Genomic DNA, 24,691 nt, shown 5'->3' with positions numbered 1-24,691 from the left:
TTGCGGGAAAACAAGCTCAGACATGGGCGGCCTCCCTGGATGTTTGCTGTGCCGCGCTCAGGATCTCGCTGGCACGCTGCGCCTCTTCCAGCAGCACCGGCAGCGGGGGGATCGCCAGATCCCATTCAATCAGGGTGGGGATGGCGCGCTGCTGGCAGACCTGCTCGTAGAGCACCCAGACGGGCTCGGCCACGGGGGTGCTGTGGGTGTCGATATAGAGGTGCCCCTGGGGCAGGTGCTTCTCGGTAAAACCGGCCAGGTGAATTTCGCCGACCGTGTCGAGGTCGATAGTCGCCAGATAGTCGTCAACCTCCAGGCCATGATTGACCGCGCTCACATGGAGGTTGTTGAGATCGAGCAGGACGCCGCAACCGCTGCGCTCAACCAGCTCGACCAGAAACTCGGCCTCCCCCATCTCCCCCGCCAGTTGCAGGTAGGAGGAGGGATTCTCGATGAGCAGTTGTCTGCCCAGTGTCTGCTGCACCCGATCTATCTTGTCGCTCATGTGCAAAAGAGCGGCCCGGGTGTAGGGCATGGGCAGCAGATCGTTGAAATAGCGCCCGCCGATGCTGCCCCAGCTCAGGTGCTCCGACACCCGCACCGGCGAGATGGCCGCCACCAGGGCTGCCAGCTGGCGCAGGTGCCCGGCATCGAGCGGATCGGCGGAGCCCAGCGACATGCCGACTCCGTGAAGGCTCACGGGGTAGTGCCTCGCAAGCTCCCCCAGCACCTCGAAGCCCTGGCTGTGGCGCTCGAAGTAGTTTTCGCTGTGTACCTCAAGCCAGCCCACTCCGGGCAGGGTGTGGCGGATCTCGTCGTAGTGCGGGGGGCGTAAACCGATACCGATCAAGGGGTTCATGGCTGGGCTCTCAATAGATAGGGCCATGATGTGGCGGGCGCCACACCATGGCATGCCGCTTACTTGGGTTGCAGGGACCCGCCAGCGAGCTTCTCGCACAGCCCCTTGGGCACCACCACGAAGGCATCCCCCTGGGCATCCATCTTGGCGGTGCCGGCGCAGGATCCGCCCTTGGTGGCGCAGTCGTTCTTGCCCGCCTTGACCACGCCGTAGCATTTCTCCTTGTCATCCGCAGCCATGGCCGGCGCGGCGATGAACTGGGCACCCAGGGCCAGCAGACCCGTCATGGCAGAGGCGATGGCAGTACTCTTTTTCACGTTCATGTCTCTATTCCTTGTTGTCGAGAGTGATGTCTCCGGCGCATCTCATCCGGCTACGTTCAATAGAACCGGACGAGGGGGAAAAAGATTTCCCAAAAAACGGCATCAACTTGCTATTAACAAACAAGAAAGCGGTAACCATCTGATTTAATGGAATAAGTTACGATAAAAAAAACAGGACGACGAGTGCCTCCCCCACGGTGCTCATGGCCGCTGACCCCGTCACTCGCCGTCCACCCCTTGTCTGCTTTGCACCCGAGGGGCCTATAGTGTCTTGAGTCCTTCCACCCAAAGGTGTCCCATGAACGCTCCTCGCCCTCCCAGATGCACCCTGTCGCTGCCCATCTTCATCCCGGGTCTGCTCTTCATCCTGGCGCTGCTGGCCATCTGCTCCCTGGCCCCGGAGGCCGCCGCCCGCTTCTTCGGCAGCGGCCAGAGCTGGATAGCCCAGCACTTCAGCTGGTTCTATGTGCTGGTGGTCGGCATGTTCCTGATCCTGCTGCTGGTGATCGCCTTCAGCCACTTTGGCAACATTCGCCTCGGGCCGGACGATGCCCGCCCGGAGTTCAGCTTCACCTCCTGGCTCGCCATGCTGTTTGCCGCCGGCATGGGGATAGGGCTCATGTATTTCGGGGTGGGCGAGCCCATGAGCCACTTCGTCTCCCCGCCCCAGGCGACGCCCCTGACCCAGTTGGCCGCCCGCGAGGCCATGGTCACCACCTTCTTCCACTGGGGCTTTCACGCCTGGGCCATCTACGCCATCGTCGGCCTGGTGCTGGCCTACTTCGGTTTTCGCTACAACCTGCCCCTGACCATCCGCTCCGGCCTCTATCCCATCTTCAAGGAGAAGATCCACGGGCCGCTCGGCCACGCGGTGGACGTCTTCGCCCTGGTGGGCACCATCTTCGGCATCGCCACCACCCTGGGCTATGGCGTGATGCAACTCTCGGCGGGGATCACCCGCCTCACCGGCATGGACACCTCGGGGGAGCTGTTTCGCTTCGGCCTCATCGGGGTCGTTATCACCCTCGCTGGCATCTCGGCGGTCACCGGTCTCGACAAGGGGGTGAAGCGCCTCTCCGAGCTCAACCTCTTTCTCGCCATCGTGCTCCTGCTGTTCGTGCTGGTGGCCGGCCCCACCCAGTACCTGCTGGGAGCCCTCTCGGAGAACATTGGCAACTATGTCTCCTCTTTGAGCCAGCTCACCTTCCGCACCTTCACCTACAGCGAGACCCGCCAGGCGGGCTGGTTCGGCAACTGGACCCTGCTCTACTGGGCCTGGTGGATCTCCTGGTCCCCCTTCGTCGGCCTCTTCATCGCCCGCATCTCCCGCGGACGCACCCTGCGCGAATTCATCCTCGGCGTCCTGTTCGTGCCCACCGCCTTCAACCTGCTCTGGATGACGGTGTTCGGCAATGCCGCCATCTGGGCCAGCCAGCATGAGGGGGGCACAAGCCTCATCGACTCGGTCGGCAACATCGACACCCTGCTGTTCAACTTCTTTGACCTCTTGCCGGGAGCGGACATCACCTCGGCCCTCGCGGTGATCCTCATCAGCGTCTTCTTCGTCACCTCCGCCGACTCGGGAGCCTTCGTCATCGACAACATCGCTACCCAGGGCAAGGAGGGCTCACCGGTCTGGCAGCGCCTGTTCTGGGCTCTGCTGCTCGGGGTCACCGCGGGTACCCTGATGAGCACAGGGGGGCTGGCGGCACTCCAGTCCATGACCCTCATCGCCGCCCTGCCGTTTGCCTTCATCATGGTGCTGCTCTGCCTCGGACTCTGCCGCGGCCTTGTCGCGGACAAGGAGCACTCGGCCAGGCGCCTCTCCCCCGCCACTGACTTCTGGAACGGCAAGCAGTGGCGCACCCGGATGGATCACCTGCTGCGCCCCTCCACCGAGCAGGAAGCCCGCGCCTTTGTAGACAAGATCGCCCTGCCCGCCCTGACGGCCCTGAGTCAGGAGTTCGCTGCCCGGGGCATCACCAGCCGGGTCGAAGAGGATGGGCCGGATCAGTGCCATCTGCTGGTGCCCCAGCAGGGTCGCCGGGACTTCTGCTACGGGGTGCGCATCGAGGCCCGCCCCGCCCCCGCCTTCAACCCCCTGGAGGCGGCCCACAACCACGATCCCGAGGCCCGCATCTTCGAGCCCATCACCTATTTTGCCGATGGCCGCGCCGGTTACGACATCCAGTACCTGACCCGGGACGAGCTGAGTGCCGACGTCTTGCGCCAGTACGAGCGCTATCTGGTGCTGAGCCAGGACGAGGGGCAGGATCTGCTAAGCAGCGCCCCCGAACATACCCAGCCAACCCAGGGAGAGTGATGACCAGGCAGGGATCAAGTCAGCTCCCCGCCCAGAGCTTATGGCCGGGCACACTGGCGGCGAGGGCAGCCCCCACCCCCCATCACAACAGAGAAAGGGGCCCCAGGGCCCCTTTCTCGTCACTGCCTCAACCAGCGTTGGTGTCAGAGCCTCACCGGCTCAGGCGGTTTTCACGCACTTCTGGATAAAGCTGTTCTTGGCCGCCCCGGCGAGCTTTTTATCCGCTGCCGCCTTCTCGCACTGGGTCGCCTTGTCGGCGGCCCCGTCCGTCTTCAGGCACTTCTGGATAAAGCTGTTCTTGGCAGCACCGGCCAGCTTCTTATCGGCGGCCGCTTTCTCGCACTGGCTTGCCTTGGCACTGGCGGAGGCATCCTTGACACACTTGCCCACAAAGCTGGTCTTGGCGGCGCCCGCCAGCTTCTTCACCGCCGCCTGGGCCTCGCACTCTTGCTGCGCGCCAGAGGTCGCGCTCTGGGCTACCCCCATTCCCATGCCCATGCCCATGACCGTCACACACAGACTCAACACCATCAGGATCCGCTTCATATGTCACACTCCCATCATTCTATCCATTGTGGTTAGCCCCCACTCACGCGGGCCAAACGAGGCACCCTTGCCTCGCTGCACTATAGTCCCCCTGCCCCGTGACAACAAAATGCCCTTCCTTGCCGACAACCCCATCCTTGCCCCCGCTCCGGCCACCCGGCGCCTTCACTTCAATTGTTGAGCTGGCGCAAAAATCCAGCGCTTCCTTGCGGTTGCGTCAACTTTTGACTGGTTTGCGTATGAGACTTGAGGATATGCTGGCCATTCGGCGCCTACTGCACCATTCGGGCCCCGCCCGCTGGTTAATGGAGCACATTGGAAGCTGTAATCCAGGGGCGGTAGCGTGGTGTATGGTGACATATCCTTCTTAATTAATTATCTAATATTCTTATAGGAAAATTCAATTCAGCAGCATCCCTCAAAACTGTGAACGCAGTGTACTTTTAGTGCATTACTAGAAAAAATCACCCCCCTGTAATTGCTAGCAATCAAATATATATACAAATTTATTCTATCAAAATAAACTGCTACAGGATATATAATATGGAAATTACTAAAATAAAAGATGCGGTTTACGATTTTATTATAAATGGAGTCGTATCAATTGATGTCTTAAATACGATAACCAATTCACAAGGCGATATAGTGCCCAAAGAATGTGAGCTATGGGATTTCAAAAAGACCTTTACCAAAGACTCTGATGCCTATTTGGATTTGCTTAAATCAATTATTAGCTTCCATAATACATATGGTGGATATTTATTCTTTGGTATCGAAGAGGAAGTCAAAGATACTAAATTCATTATCTCTGGAGTTGAAAAAGGATTAATAGATCAACAATATTTAAGAGGGCGCTTTGATAGTTTTTTTTCACAACGACTGGACCTTACATATATAGAATTAGAGGCAGTTGAAGGGAAAATGATTGGTATACTTCATATTCCTAAGAGGAAATATACGGCACACACTGTGTCCCCAACGTCCATGGGGAACAGTAGCAAGAATAAAATCATCCTTTCAAAAGATGCTGTTTATTTTAGAAAAATGGATGAATGTAAACAAGTCATATCACAGTCTGATTTTGAGTTTATTGTAAGCCCTAGGGATTTTATTTCAGAAAAGAGTCAAAATAAAGTAATCCGCAAAAATATAATAGTTCATAACTTACCTGACAAAAATTTTATTTGTCCATTTTTTATCGGACGCACGAACATTTTACAAGAGTTATGGGGATGGCTTGCAGATGAGTTCCAATATACAAAAATACTGGCTGCTGATGGGGGGAAAGGAAAAACATCGATTGCCTACGAGTTTAGTCAAAGGATCGTGAACTCTGGCACGACAATATTTGACCAAGTCATATGGTTGACAGCCAAAAAGAAACAATTTAAAGCTAGCTACAATAGCTACTTAGATATACCAGAAACTCATTACCAAGATCTCAATTCCCTTCTAAAAGAAATATGTCTTAGAACAGGTTCTCTACCAGAAGAAATAGAACAAATGACACTTCATCAACTACAAAGAACGGCGAAACAGAGCTTGGAATTGATACCATCACTTATAGTAATCGATGATATAGACTCCAATGCACTAGAAGAACAAAAAAGAATCATGGATGCAGCTAGAATAATTGCTTGCAGCAGATCAAGAATACTTATGACGACTAGGGCAAATAATATATTTTCTAGTGATGCTTCTATTATCGTTCCAGGATTACAGGGTGATGAATATACCGACCTTGTTGTATCTATGTGCAAAATGCTAGATCTACAGCCATATAACACCAACAATATCAATAAACTTCATAAAGCATCTGAAGGCTCTCCACTTTTTACAGAGTCAGTTCTTAGATTATGCAAATTGGGCATGTCTATAGATAATGCCATTAATGACTGGAATGGTAAGTCTGGTGATGCGGTGAGAGAGGCAGCACTAAAAAAAGAAATTAGTGAGCTATCACCAGAGGCAGTCAAGGTTTTATTAACCATCGCCTTTGTTGGTTCTTTATCAAGAATTGAATTGCATCAATATACTGACCTTGAAAATATAGAGATAACTGATGCCATAGAAAGGCTTGACAGTTTATTCCTCATTAAAGGACAGCAGTTTATCGAGAAAGAGCCTAGATTTGAAACAACATCATCAATTAGCAAGTTAATGTTATCTATATCCGAAGAAATAATGCCTAACGCAAAAGGATACCTTGCAAGAATAGCTGAAATAGCTAAAGGGCTTGAGGAAAATGCCAAAAATTATGTACCTGAAATTGCGTCAGCAATTAGACAATGTAACGCATTGATTAGAGAGGAACGATATGATGATGCTAAGCAAACAGTAAATAACCTTCTTAAAAAGCCTAGATACAAAGAAAATTCTGATTTATATTTCATGCTAGCAAAAACATTTTTTAATGACTCGTCAACCTCCCCAGAACTCATACGAAAATCATGTCGAGATGCATTTTTAAAAGGGCAGAAAAAAACTAGTTTTTTTGAGATGTGGTTCTTAGTAGAAACTCAGCTTGGAACCAAAAATTCAATTGTTGAAGTATGTGAGCACGCTCTTGAAAGTATTACAGATAGTGCCTCTCAAAAGCTATGGTCTGAGCGATACGCGTACGCAGGATTTGATTTGGCATTGACGGCCATTGACTATAACGTCAAGATAAAAAACTTGATCAAGTCTTATAGCTATGCAGCAAGAACTATGCGAAATGCAAAGAAACCTAAATGGGATGAACTTAAAGCACTCAGCATTAAAATTGTAGATAGAATTTGGAATGATGCCGATTCTCATGGAGATGTTGTTATTGCTGCTAAAACCATAATTAATGCTGTGAATGAGGGTGACAAACGAGGAGTTAATTTTTCTCGCTTGATACAATCATCAGACCATTACATTGAAAGTAAACTTGTTCATAAAAATGACTATGAGGAGTTACTTAACTGTCTCTTATGGTCACAAAAAATCCTATCAGCCAGTGACAACAATAGAGAGGAATGGTTAATAAAGATCATCAATTCGCATAAAAGGATGCAAGATGCCATGTCAGAAAAATATTCTATTTCAGAAACGTCAGGGTAAGTAAGTCATGGTGATTTAGGTAAATCTCAATATTTCTAGCGTCAGGAAAATGAATATCTGGGTGTACTGCCGAAATCTAGGACCCCCACCTTTCTGAGCCAGCCATTGCTTAGCTAGCTATCTCTCTCATCACACACTGATCTTCCTAGAACACGATAAATACCTTGTACACCAGCGACATTTACCCAGCGGGGTTGCGTGTTCAGACATGGCCATGCCTGACACCAAACAAATGCCAAGGGAGTAAAACGGGATCTATCGGATTAACACGGTGGCTGATGGCATCGTCGCTGACCACAGTGCCGGGCGAATTGCTGGCAAAAAGGTGGGAGTCCCAATTTGGAAGTCCAAAAACCATCCCGCCCGGGATGGTTTTTTATTGGATGGCGTGAAAGGCAAGGACCTTCTTACCACCGTCCCTGGGGTGGCTGCTGGTTGCGCGACTCCACCATGGCAATGAGGATGGCCATCAGGCTCGATATCAGCATCAGCCCAATGGCGATGGGAAACGTCACCAGGATGTAAGAGAAACGCCCGATCTCTGCCGCCGGAGAGTCCGATAGCATGATCATTGGCAGGGGGAAGACCAATAACAGGGCCAGGTAAAACATGATCCTGGCGATCATCAGGGGGGTATTGAGGGACTGGGTCACTATTTTTCGGTACGGCCACATGATGGTTTGCTCCCTGCACTGTGGTGTTGTTGTTGTCGATATGCCGCGCCGTCGAGGCATCTGCGGTTCTGCTCGTCCATGAAGGGTGTCAAGCAGTCCCCTGATTAGCAGCCACGGCAGACCGGGTCAACGGGCTCCGAGGAGCCGGAAATGACCCACAGACAGGGTTGTGCTGCCAGGGGCGAGCATAACAACGAAAGTGCAAACCAGATGCGTAAAAACGTCGCAGCAATCACTGTCAGCGCACTTTCTGACAGCAGGTTGTGAGGCACAACCAAAACGGGGAGTTGCACCGTGGGCAGCGCTGTGATGCCCCCTCCCAGGCAGAGCGGTGCCCTGCGTGCGGCTCGGGTTCTCCGGCCTGCATGGCTTGGCTCTTGCTACTCAATCTGGCAAGCCGATCTGGCTGCACGGCCTTGATGGTGAGCCTTGATTACGCACGCTATACACGCACTCTGGCTGCGCCGAGCCAGTGTGACTGCGCTAGTCGGTTGCAGGCCGATCGCCGGGCTGCTGCGCCCCCAGCAGCATGGTGCCGTAGGAGTTGTCCACCGTGCAGCGCCACTGCCCGCCGGGCTCTTTGCGAAACACATAGGTGGCGCGCCGGGTTTCATCGATCCACCCCTCGCCGCCCGGGTAGCGCAGCCGGGTCTCCATGATCACCAGGGCATTGTCGGCCCCCTCGATCACCTCCATGGCCCCCTGGGTCACCTCAAGCTGACCGTCAAAGTAATCGGAGATGGCAGTGAAGGCGCGGCGGATGGCGGGAATGCCACGCACCACCATGCCGGGTTTGACCACCAGGGCGGCGTCTTCGGCGTAGAAGGTCATCAGGGCGTCGAAGTCGCGCCGGGAGATGGCGGCGTCACAGGTCTCGATCAGGGTGCGAAGGGAATGCGGGCTCATGCCGTGCTCCTTGTTTCAGGGGTATACCGGACATCAATACCGGACATAAAAAAATCCCCCGCTCTCGTGAAAAAGCGGGGGATCGTCAGCGTCTCATGACGGCTTAACCGAGCAGGAAGGCCTTGAGGCGGCCAAAGTCAGCGGGCAGATCGTGGGACAGGAGCGGCAGCGCGGCGTGCTTGGCGAGCGGGCCCGGCAGCGGCACATCCAGATTCAGGATCTCGTCCACCGACTCTTTGAACTTGGCCGGATGGGCGGTGCAGAGGAACACACCGACCTCGTCTTGCCCAAGCTGCTCGTTCAGCAGATCCCAGGCAATCGCCCCGTGGGGCTCGCACAGGTAATCCAGCTGATGCAGGCGCTGCAACGCATCCCGGGTCTGGGCATCATCACGCATCCCTGAGCCCAAGGTTTCCAGCGCCCAGCCCTTGCGACGGCACAGCTCTTCCACCCGCGGCCAGTTGTTGGGGCGGCTCACGTCCATGGCGTTCGACAGGGTCGCGACTGTCTGGTGCGGCTCCCACTGGCCGGTTTTCAGGTAGCGCGGCACGGTGTCGTTGGCGTTGGTGGCGGCGATAAAGCGCTTCACCGGCAACCCCAGCGCCTTGGCGATGAGACCCGCAGTGAGGTTGCCGAAGTTGCCGGACGGCACGCTGATGACCGCCTTGGCGCGTTGGGCTTTCGGCAGCTGGGCCACGGCTTCGAAGTAGTAGCAGACCTGGGCCAGCAGGCGGCTGATGTTGATGGAGTTGGCGGAGTTGAGGCCGATGGCGGTCTTGAGTCCTTCATCGTCGAAGGCATCTTTGACCAGCGCCTGGCAGGCATCGAAGTCACCGTCGATGGCGAGGGTGCGGATGTTGCCCCCTAAGGTGCAGAAAAGCGCCTCCTGCAAGGGGCTTATCTTGCCCTTGGGGTAGAGGATCACCACTTCAATCCCCTCCAGGCCGTAGAAGGCGTGGGCCACGGCGGCGCCGGTGTCGCCGGAGGTAGCGGTGAGGATGGTGATCTTGTCATTGGTTCTGAACGCAGCCAGACACTGGGCCATGAAGCGGCCGCCGAAATCCTTGAATGCCAGGGTCGGGCCGTGGAACAGCTCCAGGGCATAGGTGCCATCTTTGAGCTTCACCAGGGGCGCCGGGAAGGTGAAAGCAGCGTCGATAAGCTCGCTCACCTTGGCAGCCGGTACTTCGTCACCCAGCAGGTGGCTCAGGATGCGGGCCGAGCGCTCGGCCAGCGGCAGATCCAGCAGGGCATCCACGTCGGCCAGCGGCTCCAGAGTCTCTGGGAAGAAGAGCCCCTGTTCGCGGCCCAGACCCTGACGCACCGCCTGCGCGAAGCTCACCTGTTCACTCTTGTCCTTGATGTTGTAAAGATTCATAGCTCGCTTCCTGTTACCCGTGCCCCGGCCATGTCCAGTTTGCAGACCCGGGCAAATCCATCTTCATTGCGCACGAAGTGCGCTTCCATCCACTCTTTCATGCGTTCGGCCTGGGCCAGATCCTTCATCACCACGAACACGGTGGGACCGGACCCCGAGATGCCGGTGGCCAGCGCCCCGTTCTGGGCCCCCTGGGCCCGCACCTCGTTGAAACCTTCAATCAGGGCCGCGCGATAAGGCTCGGCGATGACGTCTTTCAGGACGCTGGCGGCCAGCCCTTCCTGGCGGCTGTAGCTGGCATGCACGAAGGCGGCCAGCCGGCGGCCATAGGTGAGGCAGTCCTGGCGGCGATACTGGGCCGGCAGGATGGCGCGGGCGGCGGCGGTGGAGACCACGGTGCCCGGGTAGCAGACCACCCAGTACCACTCGTCAAACACCGGGATGCCCTGGCTGATGACGCCCCCCTCCTCCAGCACCAGCTGCATACCGCCCAGATAACAGGGCGCCACGTTGTCGTAATGGACGGAGCCGGAGATCTTCCCTTCCATCTCCCCCATCAACAGCAGCAGGTCGTGTTCATTCAGGGGCGCACCGTGGAAGGCGTTGAGTCCTTCCAGCGCCGCCACCACGCTGCAGGCGCTCGATCCCAGGCCCGAGCCCACCGGCAGGTTCTTCTCCAGCACCATTTCCAGCGGCTTGAGACCAAGGCCGCGCTTCTCAAGCGCCTCGCCATAGGCGACCCAGCAGTCGTGGAGGATGTTCTTTTTCGGGTCGTCCGGCAACTTGTGGGCGTAACGGCCCACGGAAGAGAGAGCGAAAGGCACCTCTGCCGATTTGACCTGGACGCGGTCCCCCAGCAGGGAGCCATCCACGGGGGCGAGCGCCGCCCCCAGGACGTCAAAGCCCACGCTCAGGTTGGCGCTGGAGGCCGGGGCATAGGCCACCACGCTGCCGCCGATTTCTACATTCGGGTTCATCTCTGAACTCATGTTACAGCTCCTGCTTCCAGTTCTGGGTGCGCAGCACATCGGCGAAGACACCGGCGGCGGTCACTTCGGTCCCTGCGCCATAGCCGCGCAGTACCAGGGGGATGGGCTGGTAATAGGTGGAGAAGAAGGCGAGCGCGTTCTCCCCGTCTTTTACCTTGAACAGGGGCTCGTCACCACCCACCGCCTTGATGGCCACCTTGCACTTGCCACCCTCGATGGAGCCGACGTAACGCAGCACCTTGCCTTCACGCTGGGCCGCCGCGAACTGGTCGCGGAACCAGCCGTCGGCCTCGGGCAGGCGGGCCATGAAGGCCTCCACGTCGCCGCTCACGTCAAAGCCCGGCGGCAGTGCCTGCTCCACCTCCACATCGGAGAGCTCCAGCGCCATGCCGGCCTCGCGGGCCAGAATGAGCAGCTTGCGAGCCACGTCCATGCCGTTCAGGTCATCGCGGGGATCCGGCTCGGTGAAGCCGTTGCAGCGGGCGATCTGGGTAGCCTCAGAGAAGGCCATCCCCTCGTCCAGCTTGCCGAAGATGAAGGAGAGCGACCCAGACAGGATGCCGTCGAAGGCGCGCAGCTTGTCACCGGCCTTGATGAGGTTTTGCAGGTTCTCGATGACCGGCAGGCCCGCGCCCACGTTGGTCTCGTACAGGAACTTGCGACGGGTCTGGCGGGCGGTGCGGCGCAGCGCCTTGTAGTAATCCAGCGACCCGGTGTTGGCCTTCTTGTTCGGGGTGACCACGTGGAAGCCGGCCCCGAGGAAATCGGCGTACTGGACGGCCACGGCTTCGCTCGAGGTGCAATCGACGATCACCGGGTTGATGAGGTGGCTCTCTTCCACCAGCTTCTTCACCGCCTCCAGGCTGAAACTGCCTTGTGCTTCCACCAGCTGTTCACGCCAGTTGGCGAGGACCAGGCCATCCTTGTTGACCGCCATCTGACGGCTGTTGGCGATGCCGACCACCCGCAGGCCGGTGCCCTGCTCGGCCAGTACCGGCTGCTGGCGGGCAATCTGATCCACCAAGGCAGCACCGACGCCGCCCACCCCGACCACGAAGAGATCGATGAACTGCTGGCTGCCAAAGAAGTTCTGGTGGCACGCCTTGATGGCTTCCGCCACCTTGCCGGAGCGCACGACCGCGGAGATGGAGCGCTCGCTCGACCCTTGCGCGATGGCGACGATGTTGATGGAGGCCTGGGCCAGGGAGGTGAAGAAGCGCGCCGCCATCCCCTTGGAGGTGCGCATGCCGTCACCGATGAGGGAGATGATGGCCAGATCGGTCATGATCTCGAGCGGGTCCAGCAACTGGTTCTTGAACTCCAGCTCGAACTCGCGCTCCAGCACCTTGCGGGTCTTGTCGCTGTCGTAGCTGTGGATACAGAAGCTGACGCTGTACTCGGAGGACGACTGGGTGATCAGCACGATGCTGACCCCGGCGCGGGAGACGGCGGAGAAGATGCGACCGGCCATGCCCACCATGCCCTTCATGCCGGGACCGGAGACGTTGAACATGCACATGCCGGAGAGATCCGAGATGGCCTTAACCTTCAGATCGTCATCCCCCTGATCGACTCCGATGAGGGTACCCGGACCCTGGGGGTTGAAGCTGTTCTTGATGAGGCAGGGAATGTGGAACTGGGCCACGGGGGCGATGGTCTTCGGGTGCAGCACCTTGGCACCGAAGTAGGAGAGCTCCATCGCCTCTTTATAGGAGAGGGTTTTGAGCAGGTAGGCATCCGGTACCAGGCGCGGGTCGCAGTTGTAGCAGCCCTCCACGTCGGTCCAGATCTCGCAGCACTCGGCATCGACGCAGGCGGCCAAGACGGCGGCGGAATAGTCGGAGCCGTTGCGGCCCAGCAGCACGGTCTCGCCCTTGTCGCTGCCACCGGTGAAGCCCGGCATCAGGTAGAGACAATCAGAGCGCAGGCCCTTGGCGGCGAAGCGCACCCGGGAGGCTTCGATGTCCACATGGGCTTCGAGGTAGCCGCCATCGGTGACCAGCAACTGCTCGGGCACGATGAGATCCAGCTCGATGCCGCGCACCCGCAAGAGCTCGTGCATGAAGGCGATGGAGAGGTTCTCGCCACGGCTCAGGATGCGGGCCTGGACGTTGTCCGGGCACAGCCCCAGCAGACGGATACCCTGCATCAGCCGCTCGACCTGATCCAGTTCGCTGGTCAAACGAGCCTGCAGCGCCTTGTCATCCAGCGCGGGATAGGCGGCTTTGAGCCCCGCCAGCAGGCGGGAGAAGATACCGTTGATCTCGAACAGGGTACTGCTTGCATCCATGCCGCGACTGGTCTGTTCCACCAGGGCGACCAGGTGATTGGTCACCTTGGCCGGTGCCGACAGCACCAGGGCCACCTGGGATTGGCCGTGGGTATTCACCGCGATATCGGCAACCCGCAAGAAACGCTCTGCGTCGGCCAGTGACGACCCGCCAAATTTCAACACTCTCATCGCTATCTCCCTGTATTCCCTGCAAATTGATCTGCTAATAGGTCTAAAAACAATCCAACAAAAAAGGCCCGTACTGGGTGGGTACGGGCCTTTTTCTGATTTCTGTGCTTGTTCGTCAGCGCATCAACCGGCCCCAGTGCCACCTGTGGTGGTACCGGTAATAATGGTGGTGGTGATGATGTTGGTGAATAGCTGCATGACGAACACTCTTGAACGAATCTGGTTGTTAGCAATACCGCGCCCGGCGAGGGGCTGTCAACCTAAACCTCCTTGCCAAACTTGCGGGCAAGGTCTTTGCAGAGCAGATGGAGCATATTGAGATCCCGCTGCGGCAGCATGGGCACTCGGTCCATCACCCATTGATGCAGTTTTTCATCCTGCGAAACTCCGAGTTCACCAAGCAATTCTGCTGTTTTTGATTTCAGCACGCGAACCTGCCCGGCACTCTCGAAATTTTCTGCTACGTCCTGCTCGTCGCTCACTTTCTGGTCATCGAGCAGCGGACTCAGCTCATAGGCATACAGCATGATCGCCTGACCCAGGTTCAGGGACGGGTATGAGACCTTGAGAGGCAGGTAGCTGATGAGATCCACCTGAGCAAGCTGTTCGTTGGAGAGTCCGGACTCCTCGCAGCCAAACACGATGGCCACCTTCTCGAGGGAGGGCTTGGCCCGGATCTGGTCGCGAATGTCCGCCGGGGTGAGGTAGTGCTGGTAGCGGCCGCGCTGCCGGGCGGTGGTGGCGACCACCAGATCCATGTCCGCCAGGGCCTCTTCCAGGGTGTCGAAGGCTTGCGCATCCGTCAGGATCTCCTGCGCCCCGTGGGCAACCCAGCTCGCCTCCTCCTCTTCGTGCACCCGGCTCCCCACCAGTCGCATGGCATCGAAGCCCATGGTCTTCATGGCGCGGGCAGCAGCCCCCACGTTGGCGGCACGGGCGGGCGACACCAGCACAAAATAGAGTTTCATCGGGTTCTCTCCAAGATGGGGCCGACGCCGCGAACTGCGGCGAACCGTCGGCAAAACAGGGGCGCAATCTACCGTTTATCCCGAAATATTGCCACTTGAACAGATGTTTGGATGTTGCCATAGTGGCCTTGGACGCGAGTCCGCCGCCTCAGGGCACTGACGCCATGGGCCCGACAGATCACAAGGAAGAGAGAGATGCAGCAGCCATTGGAGCAGGCGGTCGCCGAGACGATCCTGCAACGTTTTGAGTCGTTTTACAGCCGCTTTCTCGAGATAACCCAGGGCAGCAAGAGCCGTTTCGAGAACAGCGACTGGCTGGGGGTGCAGCTCGCCGGTCGAGAACGCATCCGCCTCTATGATCACCATGTCGGCGCCACCACTGCGCAGATCAAACAGATGATGGGGGAGCAGCTGCCGACCCAGGCCCTGCTCAAGCAGGTGAAAGGCGCCTTCAGCGATCTCCTGCCCCGCTGCGAGAACTTCGAGGTGGCTGAGTCCTTCTTCAATTCCGTCTATCGCCGCATCTTCCGCCATCGCAACATCCGCGACGAGAACCTTTATATCCACCCCTTCGTGAGCCGGGGTGACAAGCCTGACCTGGGATCCTTGCTGCGTATCTATCGCACCGATCTCTCCCACCTGCCCCAGACCCTGAGCCAGCTGCTCGGGGATTACAGCTTCACCCTCCCTTTCGAAGACAAGCAGCGGGACATCATGGACATCCACCGCCATCTGGCAGAGAGCGGCCCGGCCATCCTGCACGAGGAGCCCTTCGCCATCGAGCTGCTCAGGGAGGTGTTCTATCGCAACAAGGGAGCCTATCTGGTGGGGCTCATCCGGGTGAAGGGAGAAGTCTATCCCTTCATCCTGCCCCTGCTCAGCACCGGTCAGAGCATCTATGTGGACACCGTCATCTTCGAGCCGGAGCTGGCTTCCATCGTGTTCGGCTTCGCCCGCGCCTACTTCATGGTCTATGCCCCGGTGCCGGCGCTCTTTGTGGCCTTCCTTCGCCAGATCATGCCCCGCAAGCCGGACTATGAAATCTACAACGCCATCGGCTGCCAGAAGCACGGCAAGACCGAGCTCTATCGCCACTATCAGCAGCACCTGGCCCAGAGCCGGGAGCAGTTCGTCATTGCGCCCGGCATCAAGGGGATGGTGATGAGCGTGTTCACCCTCCCCTCCTACGATGTGGTGTTCAAGGTGATAAAAGACGAGTTCACCCCGCCCAAGGAGGTGAGCCACGAGCAGGTGAAGGAGAAATACCGGCTGGTAAAACAGCACGATAGAGTGGGCCGCATGGCAGATACCCAGGAGTTCACCAACTTCGAGTTTCCCCTCGATCGCATCTCGCCGGAGCTGTTGACCGAGCTCAAGGCGGTGGCGCCTTCTGCGCTGACCCTCACCGCCGACAAGCTGGTGATCAAACACCTCTACACCGAGCGCAAGATGATCCCCCTGAACCTCTATCTGGATCAGGCGGACGAACAGCAGACCCGCCTCGCCCTGGAGGAGTACGGCAACGCCATCCGCCAGCTCGCGGCGGCCAACATCTTCCCAGGCGACATGCTGTTCAAGAACTTCGGGGTGACTCGCCACGGCCGGGTGGTCTTCTACGACTACGACGAGATCTGCTATATGACGGAGTGCAACTTCCGCCAGATCCCGCCGCCCCGCTACCCGGAGGACGAGTGGAGCGCCGAACCCTGGTATTCGGTGGCCCCCAACGACATCTTCCCGGAGGAGTTCGCCACCTTCCTGCTGCAAAAACCCCAGGTGCGGGAGATCATGATGCAGTTGCACAAGGAGCTCTTCGATGCCAACTACTGGAAGATGCTGCAGAGCAACATCAAGGAGGGGATGTTCGAGGATGTCTATCCCTACCGGCGCAAGAAGCGGTTTCGCTTCCAGCGAGGGGGATGACCCGGCATCAGGCACAAAAAGGGACGCCATCGCGTCCCTTTTCACATTCTTATGCACGCTGGCGCAGGGGTCGCCTGCGACAGCCTTTGACGATATCCCGGCTTATTTCACGGCGTCAAAGGTCAGCAAGGTGGCCTTGTCGGCATCCTTGAGTACCAGCTGTTTGCCGCTGATCTGGAAGCTCGCCACCTTCTCCAGGGTCTGCAGGTAGTTCATCTCCTTGCCGGCCAGATCCCCCGCACACATCATGCGCGTCGAACCCATGGCGCCCAGCGTCAACACGCCGTCACCCTGCTCTGTGATGCCGCCAAAGTAGCGGTTGCAGCCGCCCTTGCCCGCCACCTTGTCACCGGCGACCTGCAGGGTGAAGGTATCACCGCTCGCCCCTTGCAGTTGCCAGGTCGATGCCTGCAATTGTGCCAGCGTGGAACCCGTAGTCATGGCGCAGCCTCCCAGGGCCAGAGCGGCCAGCAGGATCAGTTTGTTGTTCATCAGTTCACCTCGTGATGGAGCGTGTCGTAACGACACGGAGTGAGGGGCCTGTGTACCATGACTGCGGCGTCAATCAAAACTCTTTTATTGTGATCGGGGTTCCCTTTACTCCCCGCTGGCATGTGCCATGCTTGTAGTCCTGTTCGGACCCAGGGAGGGGAAACGAATGGTCAAGTCTCTCGTCATCGCCATGGCATCCAGCCTCGTCTTTTCGGCTCAGGCCGCCGACTGGAGTTTTCTCCAGACCGAATCGGACAACCCGCTCTACGTCAAAAGCTATTCCGGCGTACTGCTCGGCAACCAGAGCCATCTTGGCGACAACTTCGACCTCTGGCTCATCAATACCGGCTACCAATACCCGCTTCAGGATGACATCAGCCTCTACATGGAGGCCGGCCCCGCCATCGGCCCCCAAAGCGGGCAGGCCGGGTTCAATATCAGCTCTGGGGTGCGCTATCGCCTCTCCCCGTCACTCAACATCGGCAGCCAGCTCAAGCAACTGGAGGTGAGCAAGGCCAGCACCCTGGTTGAGCTCAACAGCAGCCTGCTGGTGACACCCTCCCTGGCCATCACCGCCAATTACGGACTCAGTGCCTTCAGCACGGAACACTTTCTCACTCTGGGAGTGGGCTTCAACTTCTGAGGTTCAGAGGAGCCTGGCGCCGCTCACCAGCACACCGTTGAGATCGGCGTAGACATAGTCGCCGGGCGCTATGGTCACTCCGGCAAAAGAGACCACGGTATCCAGCGTGCCCAGGCCCCGTTTTTCGGTCTTGACCGGGCACGGGGCCAAGGCCTTGACCCCCAGCGCCAGGGTCGCCAGCGTCCCCACATCCCGCACGGCACCATTGATGAGGATCCCCTCCCACCCCTGCTCCACCGCCTTGATGGCCAGCTGATCCCCGAGCAGCGCCCGACGCAGGGAGCCGCCCCCGTCGATCACCATCACCTTGCCATGGCCGGGACGATTGACCAGCTCACGCACCAGGCTGTTGTCTTCAAAGCAGGAGAGGGTCACGGCCTCGCCGTAAAACAGCGCCTTGCCGCCATAGTCGTGAAACAGGGGGTCAGCGATCCTAAGGGCATCGCCATGTTCATCGCAAAGGTCGGGCAGCAGGTCCAGCATGATCATCATCCTTCCATGGAGTGAAATGTGTCCGCTCATTCTTTCATCATGTCGGGGCGCTGACAATCCACCGGCCGGGTGCCCTGTCCGGATGGCGGGGGCCATGTCAGCCCTAAGGCCTGAACCGCCAGCGGGACGCAAGCGCCCCCAGATGACAGGGCGTCCCTTCCAGCAACACGGGCACCAGCCAGAGCTCTCCTTCACGCACCCAATAGAGGGCATTCTGGCCAAATCGGGCGGCCAGCCGGATCGCCTCTGACTGCGAAAGCGGCAACAACAGCGACGCCTCCTGCCAGCGCTCATCCTCATCGCTCCCCCAGACCTCTCCCATGACGGGACACTCGCCCACTTGCCGGACAAGGGCTCGCTGGCGACGGGCATTGCGGCGCAGCCCCACCCACCGGCTGGCCGGGTTCCAGGCCGTGACAATGGCATAGGCTGGGCAGCTGGGAGGCGCAAAGGGGGCGATGAAGCACACTTTTCTGTAGTTTTCCCACAAAGTCATGTCAACCACATGTTACATCCCATTACATTTATTAAGGGCGAAAAAGCGGGTCAGCCCAAGTATGATGCTGCGAACTCGGGGATTGACTTATATCAAAGCTGAGTTAAAAAGTTGCTATCTGACGGCAAAGAGTGTTGTTATGCGCCTGTTAACTGATAAAATGCAGCAACTTTTGTAATGGACTACCTCTCCGGGCTTCTCTTGTTCAGACTTGTTGAGAGCCCATGTACGGCACAGGGATGCTTGCCGACATAGTTACCAAATTCGCGATGATTCGACCTGATATTCATACCCAGGATGACGTAATAAATTTTCAGGACCGGTCGGATAACGCCAAAGAGTGTTAAAATTTCGATAATTAACTGATAAGAATCTGGGAATACTCATGCAAACACCACATATTCTGATCGTCGAAGACGAGCTGGTCACCCGCAACACCCTCAAGAGCATCTTCGAAGCCGAAGGCTACATCGTGCTGGAAGCCAACAACGGTGACGAGATGCACCAGGCCCTGACCAGCCACACCATCAACCTGGTGATCATGGACATCAACCTGCCGGGCAAGAACGGCCTGCTGCTGGCGCGCGAGCTGCGTGAAGATGACAACATCGCCCTGATGTTCCTGACCGGTCGCGACAACGAAGTGGACAAGATCCTGGGGCTGGAGATCGGCGCAGATGACTACATCACCAAGCCGTTCAATCCCCGTGAACTGACCATCCGTGCCCGCAACCTGCTGAGCCGCACCATGAACGTGGCCGCCGGTGGCGAAGAGAAGAAGCTGGTAGAGCGTTATCTGTTCAATGGCTGGGCTCTGGACATCAACAGCCGCGCCCTGGTCAGCCCGGCAGGGGACATGTTCAAGCTGCCCCGCTCCGAGTTCCGTGCCATGCTGCATTTCTGCGAGAACCCGGGCCAGATCCAGACCCGTGCCGAGCTGCTCAAGAAGATGACGGGCCGCGAACTCAAGCCCCACGACCGCACCGTGGACGTGACCATCCGCCGTATTCGCAAGCACTTCGAGAGCGTGGGCGACACCCCTGAGATCATCGCCACCATCCATGGCGAAGGCTATCGCTTCTGCGGCGAGCTGGAGCAGGAGTAATTCTCCCACTCCCGAGTTGAAAAGGCGCCCTGTGGCGCCTTTTCCATGTCTGCGCCTTTCAGCTTGGGCGCTTTGGCACTCTCGCCGGCATCAAAAAACAGACAACAAAAAGCCCACTCACAGGAGTGGGCTTTTTGTGTGAAGACTGGAGCGGGCAGCGGGAATCGAACCCGCATCATCAGCTTGGAAGGCTGAGGTAATAGCCATTATACGATGCCCGCTAGGCATCAAAACGTGCTCGGTGTGATGGGGAATCCCCACGACAGACAGCCATCTGGCTGATATGGACAACGGCGCGTGCCGCTATCTGGAATGTGGAGCGGGTGATGGGAATCGAACCCACGTATGCAGCTTGGGAAGCTACCGTTCTACCATTGAACTACACCCGCGTCAGTGGCCTCTACTATATGCATTTTGCCGCCGAGCGCAATCACCGACCTCGCATTTTTTGCCATAAATCAAGCTGTTCGGCCAACTAATGAGCATGAAGCCGATTTTTCACACAATGATGTTCCTCCGCCCGGTTCTGCAAGGTTGCCAAGCCGTGGGGGCGACGATAGTCTTGCGCCACTCGTTTGAGGAGGGTGGTAATGGACAAGAACAGACAGAAACATCTCTATGGCTGGTTGCGCAAACAATCGGGCCATGGTCGGCGCTGGATCGGCATCTCCATCGCCTTCGGGCTGGGTCAGGGCGTCCTGATGGTGATGCAGGCCTGGTTGCTGGCGAGCCTGCTGCACGGTTTCATCATCGAAGGCTCCACGCCGGAGCACTCCGCCCCCCTCTTCATCAGTCTGTTGCTGGTGACCCTGACCAAGGCGGCCCTGGCCTATGGCCGCGAGGTGGCGAGTTTCAAGGCGGGCAGTGCGGTGCGCCAGGCCATCCGCGAGCTGGTACTCACCCGCCTCGCCAGGCTCGGCCCTGCCTATATCCAGCGTCGCCCCGCCGGTAGCTGGGCCAGCCTGCTGCTCGAGCAGATCGAAGAGATGCAGGACTTCTTCTCCCGTTATCTGCCCCAGATGGCCATCGCCGTCTTTATTCCCCTGGTGATCCTGGTCTCCGTGTTCCCGGTCAACTGGGCGGCGGGCCTCATTCTGCTCGGCACGGCCCCCCTCATTCCTCTCTTCATGATCCTGGTGGGGGTGGGCGCCGCCGATGCCAACCGCCGCAACTTCCAGTCGCTGGCGCGCCTCTCAGGCCACTTCCTCGATCGCCTCAAGGGGCTGCGCACCCTGCAGCTTTTCATGCGCACCCGGGCGGAAGGGGAGGCCATCCGCGATGCATCGGAAGATTTTCGCGAGCGCACCATGGAGGTACTGCGCCTCGCCTTCCTGAGCACGGCCGTGCTGGAGTTCTTCGCCGCCATCGCGGTGGCCCTGGTGGCCGTCTACTTCGGTTTCTCCTACATCGATCACCTCAACTTTGGCAGCTATGGCGTCAAGGTCACCCTCTTTACCGGCCTGTTCGTGCTCTTCCTCGCCCCCGAGTTCTACGCGCCGCTGCGGGAACTCGGTGCCCACTATCACGCCAAGGCACAGGCCATTGGCGCCGCCGAACAACTGCTGGAATTTCTCGAGGCCGACGTGAGCGAACCCGCCTCCGGGACGCTCCCCTTCCATGCGGAGGGCCCCGTCAAGGTAGAAGCCCGCAGCCTGGAAGTGCTGAGCGCCGAGGGCAAGGTGCTGGTCGGTCCCCTCGATTTCACGCTGGAAGCCGGCACGCGCACCGCCCTGGTCGGCATCAGCGGCGCGGGCAAGAGCTCCCTGGTCAATGCCCTGCTCGGTTTTGCCCCCTATCGCGGTTCCCTGTGCGTCAACGGAGTGGAGCTTCGTACCCTGGACATCAGCCAGTGGCGCCAGCAGCTAGGCTGGCTCTCCCAGAATCCCCAACTCTTCCACAGCTCCCTGCGGGACAACCTGCTGCTGGCCAGACCATCCGCCAGCGACGCCGAGCTGGAAGCCGCGCTCAAGCGCGCCCAGGCCTGGGAGTTCGTCAATGAGAAAGGGCTGGACTATCGGGTCGGGGATCAGGCGGGCGGCCTCTCCGTCGGCCAGGCCCAGCGCATCGCCCTTGCCCGCACCCTGCTCAAGACGACCCAGATGATGGTGCTGGATGAACCCACTGCCAGCCTGGATCGCCATTCTGAGCGGGCCGTCATGAGCGCCCTCGAACAGGCCGCACAAGGTCAGACCCTGCTGATGATCACCCACCGCCTCGATCAGCTCAGCCAGATGGACAACATCCTGGTGCTGGCGCACGGCAAGCTGGTGGAGCAGGGACGTTTTGCCGCACTCGGCGAGGCCCAGGGCCCCTTCGCCCGCCTCCTGTCGCAATCCCAAGGTTTCGGAGACTCTCTCGATGACTGATCTATTGCCGTTCCTGCGCCTTTATCGCCAGCACTGGCTTAGCCTCTCCATCGGCCTGCTGCTGGCCCTGGTCACCCTGGTGGCCGGCATGGGCCTGCTCTCCCTCTCCGGCTGGTTCCTCTCCGCCGCAGCCGTCGCCGGGCTGGCGGTCGCCACCCGAGACACCTTCAACTACATGACCCCTGCGGGGGGCGTGCGTTTCTTCTCCATCGTGCGCACCGCCAGTCGCTGGAGCGAGCGGGTCGTGAGCCACGACGCCACCTTCCGGGTGCTGACCCGGCTGCGGGTCTGGTTCTGGCAAAAGCTCTCCCCTCTCTCCCCCGGCTCCCTTGCCGGTTTTCGCCAGGCTGACCTGCTCAACCGTCTGGTGGCCGACATCGATGCCATGGATCACGTCTATCTGCGCCTCATCACCCCCATTGGGGCGGCGCTGCTGAGCTGCGCCGGGCTGGTCTTCTTCCTCTCCTTCTTCGATGGTCGCCTGGCGCTGACGCTGGGAGCCATTCTGCTCTTTGGCATGCTGGCCTTGCCCCTGGTCTTCTATTTTGCCGGGCGCGCGCCGGGCCGCCAGCTCATCGCCGAGAAGTCCAACCTGCGTACCCGCATGGTGGACTATCTGGACGGCCAGGCCGAACTGCAGATGTTCGCCGCCGCTCCCGAGGCGCTCACCGGATTGCAGCAGGCGGAGCAGGCCCTGATCCGGGCCCAGGCCCGCATGGCCCGCGTCAGCGGCCTGGCCGCCTTCTCGGTGCAGTTGCTGAGCGGCTGGACTCTGACCCTGATGCTCTGGCTGGCCGGTCACGGCGTCGGTGGCAGTGCCCCTGATCCCATCACCGCACTCATGGTGTTCGCTACCCTGGCGAGCTTCGAGGCGCTGCTGCCGCTGGCCGGTGCCTTCCAGCACCTCTCCACCAGCCTCACCTCCGCCCGCCGTCTCAACGAGATCCTGCAAGAGGCCAAGGCGCTGGAGTGGGGCGCACAGCAAGCCCCCGCTGCCCGGGGTGCCGTGCAGATAAGCGACCTGCATTTCACCTATCCAGGCCAGGATGCTCCCGTGCTGCAAGGGTGCACCCTGCAACTGCATGCCGGGGAGAAGCTGGCGCTGCTGGGGCAGACCGGCTGTGGCAAGTCCACCCTGATGGGGTTGCTGACCCGGGAATGGACGGCCCTATCGGGGGAGATCCTGCTCGATGGCAAGCCCCTCACCGATTACAGCGAAGAGGCGCTGCGCGCCTCCTGCTCCGTGGTGAGCCAGCGGGTCCACCTGTTTGCCGATACCCTGCGTGGCAACCTCACCCTGGCCGCCCCCGGAGCCAGCGACGAACGGCTCATCGAGGTGCTCACCCAGGTGGGGCTCGGGACTCTGCTCCACGATGAGGGTGAGCAGGCCGAACAGGGGCTGGATGCCTGGCTCGGGGATGGCGGGCGTCCGCTCTCCGGCGGGGAGCGCCGCCGCATCGGCATCGCCCGCGCCCTGCTCCACGATGCACCGCTCTGGCTGCTGGACGAGCCCACCGAAGGGCTCGATACCCAGACCGAACGGGAGATCATGGATCTGCTGCTGACCCTGGGGGCGGATCGCACCCTGCTGCTCATCTCCCACCGCCTGCTGGGGCTGGAACGGATGGACAGGGTAGCCCTGATGGAAGAGGGTCGCATCCGTCTGTGTGCCCCCCACCAGGAGCTGCTGGAAGATGATCACTACCGCAGCCTGCACCGGCGACTGGCCCCCGCCTGATCCGGGGTCGTCTCGCTACAATCCATTGATATGGCTAAAAATGGGGCTGGTCGCCATCGGCGACTGCCCCCTATAATGGCCCACTCGCCACCCAACAAGATGCCGATATGAAACGCCTGATCCTGATGATGCCCCTGATTGCCTCCGGTTGCGCCGACTTCGCCTTCAACAGCAATCTGGACAAGGAAAACTTCGACGAGTACTTCAAGCCGGGGAGCGTGCGGATCTACGAGCAGAGCGAGCTCGCCGACCTCAACTACCTCTACCTCGGCACCGTCGAGGGGGAATCCTGCCAGAGCGATGCCAACCAGGCGGTGCCCAATGCCGGTGAAGCCCGCACCCTGGCCCGCCGCCGCGTGGCGGACATGGGGGGCAACGGCGTCAGCTTCGACAAGTGCGCCGAGTTCAGCGACGTGCCCGGCTGCCTGAAGCAGGTGATCTGCTACGGTCAGGCGCTGAAAGTGGCCGAAGAGAAGTAAGTCCTGCCATGGCGATCGCCATCGTGCGACTCGGCAGCCCCCGCCTCGAGGATGAGGGGCTTCGCATCGGCACCGTGCGTCGCCCCCCTCGCGGCGTGCCCAAAGCGGCGTTCGCCAGCCAGGATTGGTACGACGTCTGGTTCCCCAATCTGGCCCCCAGCGCCGAGACCATGAAACTCGGTCAGACTGCCGACACCCCGGCCCGGTGGACCGCCTTCTGCAAGCAGTACAAGGCCGAGATGGCCGCCCCGGCCGCGAAGCACGATCTGGCCCTGCTGGCCGCCCTCTCCCACACCACCCATTTCTCGGTGGGATGCTACTGCGAACAGGAGTCCCGCTGCCATCGCAGTGTGCTGAGGACCCTGCTGGCCGACGCGGGTGCATTGCTGCGCTGAGCGCCCGTCATGGATGAACACCCCACATGAGAAGAGGGCACCCCGGGG

21 protein-coding genes, 2 tRNA genes and 1 other annotated feature are annotated in these 24,691 nt (G+C 59.1%); of the genes, 9 read left to right on the top strand and 14 right to left on the bottom strand.

Features of this window, described 5'->3' with window-relative positions; translation table 11 throughout:
- Nucleotides 1-16: 16 nt before the first annotated feature.
- Nucleotides 17-859 (bottom strand): DUF692 domain-containing protein, encoded by an 843-nt coding sequence (locus AB5Y68_RS18170; protein ID WP_039039364.1) that lies wholly within the window; start codon nt 857-859, stop codon nt 17-19.
- 59 nt (nt 860-918) lie between these two features.
- On the bottom strand, nt 919-1,182 hold the full coding sequence (locus tag AB5Y68_RS18165; protein WP_010673595.1) for a DUF2282 domain-containing protein: 264 nt from the start codon (nt 1,180-1,182) through the stop codon (nt 919-921).
- Between the two features lie 298 nt (nt 1,183-1,480).
- On the opposite strand from AB5Y68_RS18165, the gene AB5Y68_RS18160 reads away from it, so the two are divergent.
- A complete protein-coding gene (locus AB5Y68_RS18160; RefSeq protein ID WP_039039363.1) occupies nt 1,481-3,505 on the top strand; it encodes a BCCT family transporter in 2,025 nt (674 codons plus the stop codon).
- Nucleotides 3,506-3,664: 159 nt separating this feature from the next.
- On the opposite strand, the gene AB5Y68_RS18155 is transcribed toward AB5Y68_RS18160, so the two are convergent.
- Nucleotides 3,665-4,051 carry a hypothetical protein gene (locus AB5Y68_RS18155; RefSeq protein ID WP_039039362.1) on the bottom strand — a complete coding sequence of 129 codons (387 nt, stop codon included), beginning with the start codon at nt 4,049-4,051 and terminating at the stop codon, nt 3,665-3,667.
- A 543-nt stretch (nt 4,052-4,594) separates the two neighbouring features.
- On the opposite strand from AB5Y68_RS18155, the gene AB5Y68_RS18150 reads away from it, so the two are divergent.
- Complete coding sequence (locus tag AB5Y68_RS18150; RefSeq protein WP_080769926.1) at nt 4,595-7,138, top strand: RNA-binding domain-containing protein; 2,544 nt, start codon at nt 4,595-4,597, stop codon at nt 7,136-7,138.
- A gap of 407 nt (nt 7,139-7,545) precedes the next feature.
- On the opposite strand, the gene AB5Y68_RS18145 is transcribed toward AB5Y68_RS18150, so the two are convergent.
- From AB5Y68_RS18145 to AB5Y68_RS18120, 6 genes are all read right to left on the bottom strand, one after another.
- Nucleotides 7,546-7,812 (bottom strand): hypothetical protein, encoded by a 267-nt coding sequence (locus tag AB5Y68_RS18145; RefSeq protein WP_039039361.1) that lies wholly within the window; start codon nt 7,810-7,812, stop codon nt 7,546-7,548.
- Nucleotides 7,813-8,295: 483 nt separating this feature from the next.
- Entirely contained in the window at nt 8,296-8,718 is a 423-nt protein-coding gene (locus AB5Y68_RS18140; RefSeq protein ID WP_039039360.1) for a DUF4440 domain-containing protein, read from the bottom strand.
- A gap of 103 nt (nt 8,719-8,821) precedes the next feature.
- Nucleotides 8,822-10,096, bottom strand: a complete 1,275-nt coding sequence (gene thrC, locus AB5Y68_RS18135; protein ID WP_039039359.1) for a threonine synthase — start codon at nt 10,094-10,096, stop codon at nt 8,822-8,824.
- Nucleotides 10,093-11,085: a homoserine kinase gene (thrB, locus tag AB5Y68_RS18130; RefSeq protein WP_029314022.1), complete on the bottom strand. Its 993-nt coding sequence runs from the start codon at nt 11,083-11,085 to the stop codon at nt 10,093-10,095. Before thrB ends, thrC begins: the two co-directional genes overlap by 4 nt.
- Nucleotide 11,086: 1 nt before the next feature.
- Entirely contained in the window at nt 11,087-13,546 is a 2,460-nt protein-coding gene (gene thrA, locus AB5Y68_RS18125) for a bifunctional aspartate kinase/homoserine dehydrogenase I (protein ID WP_039039358.1), read from the bottom strand.
- 57 nt (nt 13,547-13,603) lie between these two features.
- Nucleotides 13,604-13,734 (bottom strand) — a sequence feature (Thr leader region).
- Nucleotides 13,735-13,806: 72 nt separating this feature from the next.
- Entirely contained in the window at nt 13,807-14,514 is a 708-nt protein-coding gene (locus AB5Y68_RS18120) for a tRNA/rRNA methyltransferase (protein WP_039039357.1), read from the bottom strand.
- Between the two features lie 195 nt (nt 14,515-14,709).
- Between AB5Y68_RS18120 and aceK the strand changes: the two genes are divergently transcribed.
- Nucleotides 14,710-16,437 carry a bifunctional isocitrate dehydrogenase kinase/phosphatase gene (gene aceK, locus AB5Y68_RS18115; RefSeq protein ID WP_010673586.1) on the top strand — a complete coding sequence of 576 codons (1,728 nt, stop codon included), beginning with the start codon at nt 14,710-14,712 and terminating at the stop codon, nt 16,435-16,437.
- 102 nt (nt 16,438-16,539) lie between these two features.
- Here the strand turns inward: aceK and AB5Y68_RS18110 are convergent, their stop codons facing one another.
- Entirely contained in the window at nt 16,540-16,929 is a 390-nt protein-coding gene (locus AB5Y68_RS18110) for an META domain-containing protein (RefSeq protein ID WP_039039356.1), read from the bottom strand.
- Between the two features lie 166 nt (nt 16,930-17,095).
- Here AB5Y68_RS18110 and AB5Y68_RS18105 point away from each other — a divergent pair, with 166 nt between their 5' ends.
- On the top strand, nt 17,096-17,572 hold the full coding sequence (locus AB5Y68_RS18105) for a hypothetical protein (RefSeq protein WP_039039355.1): 477 nt from the start codon (nt 17,096-17,098) through the stop codon (nt 17,570-17,572).
- A gap of 3 nt (nt 17,573-17,575) precedes the next feature.
- Here AB5Y68_RS18105 and AB5Y68_RS18100 read toward each other — a convergent pair whose 3' ends face one another.
- Both AB5Y68_RS18100 and AB5Y68_RS18095 read right to left on the bottom strand, forming a co-directional pair.
- Entirely contained in the window at nt 17,576-18,055 is a 480-nt protein-coding gene (locus AB5Y68_RS18100; RefSeq protein WP_039039382.1) for a putative 4-hydroxy-4-methyl-2-oxoglutarate aldolase, read from the bottom strand.
- Between the two features lie 112 nt (nt 18,056-18,167).
- Nucleotides 18,168-18,560 (bottom strand): DUF3293 domain-containing protein, encoded by a 393-nt coding sequence (locus tag AB5Y68_RS18095; protein ID WP_080769925.1) that lies wholly within the window; start codon nt 18,558-18,560, stop codon nt 18,168-18,170.
- 385 nt (nt 18,561-18,945) lie between these two features.
- On the opposite strand from AB5Y68_RS18095, the gene arcA reads away from it, so the two are divergent.
- Nucleotides 18,946-19,665: a two-component system response regulator ArcA gene (arcA, locus tag AB5Y68_RS18090; protein ID WP_010673581.1), complete on the top strand. Its 720-nt coding sequence runs from the start codon at nt 18,946-18,948 to the stop codon at nt 19,663-19,665.
- A gap of 146 nt (nt 19,666-19,811) precedes the next feature.
- Here arcA and AB5Y68_RS18085 read toward each other — a convergent pair.
- Together AB5Y68_RS18085 and AB5Y68_RS18080 are read right to left on the bottom strand one after the other, a co-directional pair.
- Nucleotides 19,812-19,886: transfer RNA gene (locus AB5Y68_RS18085), tRNA-Gly, on the bottom strand.
- A gap of 94 nt (nt 19,887-19,980) precedes the next feature.
- A tRNA-Gly gene (locus AB5Y68_RS18080) sits at nt 19,981-20,054 on the bottom strand.
- A 201-nt stretch (nt 20,055-20,255) separates the two neighbouring features.
- Between AB5Y68_RS18080 and cydD the strand changes: the two genes are divergently transcribed.
- The 4 genes from cydD (at nt 20,256) to AB5Y68_RS18060 (ending at nt 24,643) form a co-directional block, all read left to right on the top strand.
- The gene (gene cydD / locus AB5Y68_RS18075) at nt 20,256-22,031 is read left to right on the top strand and encodes a cysteine/glutathione ABC transporter permease/ATP-binding protein CydD (RefSeq protein ID WP_039039353.1); all 1,776 of its coding nucleotides are present in this window, start codon (nt 20,256-20,258) and stop codon (nt 22,029-22,031) included.
- Entirely contained in the window at nt 22,024-23,769 is a 1,746-nt protein-coding gene (gene cydC, locus AB5Y68_RS18070; protein ID WP_039039352.1) for a cysteine/glutathione ABC transporter ATP-binding protein/permease CydC, read from the top strand. The genes cydD and cydC overlap by 8 nt, the downstream gene beginning before the upstream one ends.
- Before the next feature lie 107 nt (nt 23,770-23,876).
- The gene (rcsF, locus tag AB5Y68_RS18065; protein ID WP_010673578.1) at nt 23,877-24,248 is read left to right on the top strand and encodes an Rcs stress response system protein RcsF; all 372 of its coding nucleotides are present in this window, start codon (nt 23,877-23,879) and stop codon (nt 24,246-24,248) included.
- Between the two features lie 8 nt (nt 24,249-24,256).
- Nucleotides 24,257-24,643 (top strand): DUF488 domain-containing protein, encoded by a 387-nt coding sequence (locus tag AB5Y68_RS18060; protein WP_039039351.1) that lies wholly within the window; start codon nt 24,257-24,259, stop codon nt 24,641-24,643.
- Nucleotides 24,644-24,691: the final 48 nt, after the last annotated feature.

This window comes from Aeromonas sp. R6-1 (assembly GCF_040908165.1).
GTDB classification, from domain to species: domain Bacteria; phylum Pseudomonadota; class Gammaproteobacteria; order Enterobacterales; family Aeromonadaceae; genus Aeromonas; species Aeromonas caviae.
Note: the sequence above shows the minus strand (reverse complement) of the source record. Positions and strands in the feature narration are given on the sequence as shown.